At 31.3% G+C, this 1,511-nt stretch carries 2 protein-coding genes and 1 pseudogene; all 3 read right to left on the bottom strand.

The features are described from left to right. Positions 1 to 256 precede the first annotated feature (256 nt). The gene (locus IE142_RS34650) at positions 257 to 634 is read right to left on the bottom strand and encodes a protein rep (protein WP_002498886.1); all 378 of its coding nucleotides are present in this window, start codon (positions 632 to 634) and stop codon (positions 257 to 259) included. Positions 635 to 680: 46 nt separating this feature from the next. Beyond that, a pseudogene (locus tag IE142_RS34645) lies at positions 681 to 1,046 on the bottom strand (IS6-like element IS257 family transposase); the annotation flags it as partial. Positions 1,047 to 1,164: 118 nt separating this feature from the next. After that, positions 1,165 to 1,511 (bottom strand): hypothetical protein (locus IE142_RS34640; RefSeq protein ID WP_440862278.1); only part of this gene is annotated, 347 nt, incomplete at its 5' end.

Below are 1,511 nucleotides of genomic sequence, written 5' to 3'. Positions count from 1 at the left end.
GCAAAATATTGATTTGACAGTGTCAAATGGGATTCCTATTTATGCGATAAAAATTGTTATATGTCTTCCGAACGGCTACACAAAAGCTACCGAATAGCTACCCAAAATCAAAAATGTACCCTAAATGGATACCAAAAATAAAAAATGTATACCAAATGGATACATAAAAAGGGAGCCATTTGGGAACTAAAAGGGAGCCAAATGGTAGCCATTTTTCTGAAATTCTTACAAAGAATATTATTATATTTAGACAACATTACAAATTTTTTAAGAAGTAATTTTGCTTTTCAAAATTCCAAATTGCCGTAATTGAATGAGCTTTTTGTTCTTCTTCTGTCGTTTTTTCTTCATCACTTGTTTGAATTAAGTTACCATCTTCGGCATCATCTAAATTTAAAAGTTTATGTTTTTGTTTAAGTAAACCACCGTAACTTAACATACGTTTTCTGTATAAACCTTGTTCTAAATCTTGAACAATTTCTGCATCTTTTTCATGGTTTCCTGTTAAATAATCGGACGACTTAACCGAGTATTTTGATGTCTCCTTAATTGCAGCTTGTATATCTTTATCGCCTTTTTTATTCGGTTTAATTGCTTTGATATTTGCGACAGGTTTGTAATGGTTCTGTTGCAAAGTAAAAAAATATAGCTAACCACTAATTTATCATGTCAGTGTTCGCTTAACTTGCTAGCATGATGCTAATTTCGTGGCATGGGGAAAATCCGTAGATCTGAAGAGACCTGCGGTTCTTTTTATATAGAGCGTAAATACATTCAATACCTTTTAAAGTATTCTTTGCCGTATTGATACTTTGATATCTTGTCTTTCTTACTTTAATATGACGGTGATCTTGCTCAATGAGGTTATTCAGATATTTCGATGTACAATGACAGTCAGGTTTAAGTTTAAAAGCTTTAATTACTTTAGCCATTGCTACCTTCGTTGAAGGTGCCTGATCTGTAACTACCTTTTGAGGTTTACCAAATTGTTTAATGAGACGTTTGATAAACGCATATGCTGAATGATTATCTCGTTGCTTACGCAACCACATATTTCCAAATCATTCACGATTTCTTGATTTTTTTCATCATCCATCAGTTAAAAAATCAGATGATTTAACCGAGTATTTTGAAGTCTCTTTGATTGCTATAAGATTATCTAAATTATTGGTTAAAGATATTATGTTTTTTCATGTTTTGACGACGCATATTAAGTGTGTGTATTCCTTCAAGTTCAGCTTTAATCGATTGCATTAAATATCCTTGCATAGCTTCAACGGTTTCATTCTTTTGTAGCAGCATGGCTTTAAAACGTTTTAAAACACTGACAAGTTCAAATTCGACATCTTCTAAACGATAATATGTATTAAATGTGTTGTTAAAAGATTTTTTCCCTTTGAGTAAAACACTTTTAATAATACGAATTTCCCTGATTTCAAAATTACTTAAGTAATCTTTGATTTGTTGTGGCAATTCTTCAAGTACTTGGAATTTAAGTGCATCATTATTAA

The organism is Streptomyces mutabilis (assembly GCF_014649815.1).
In the GTDB taxonomy this organism is placed as follows: Bacteria; Actinomycetota; Actinomycetes; order Streptomycetales; family Streptomycetaceae; genus Streptomyces; species Streptomyces mutabilis.
Note: the sequence above shows the minus strand (reverse complement) of the source record. Positions and strands in the feature narration are given on the sequence as shown.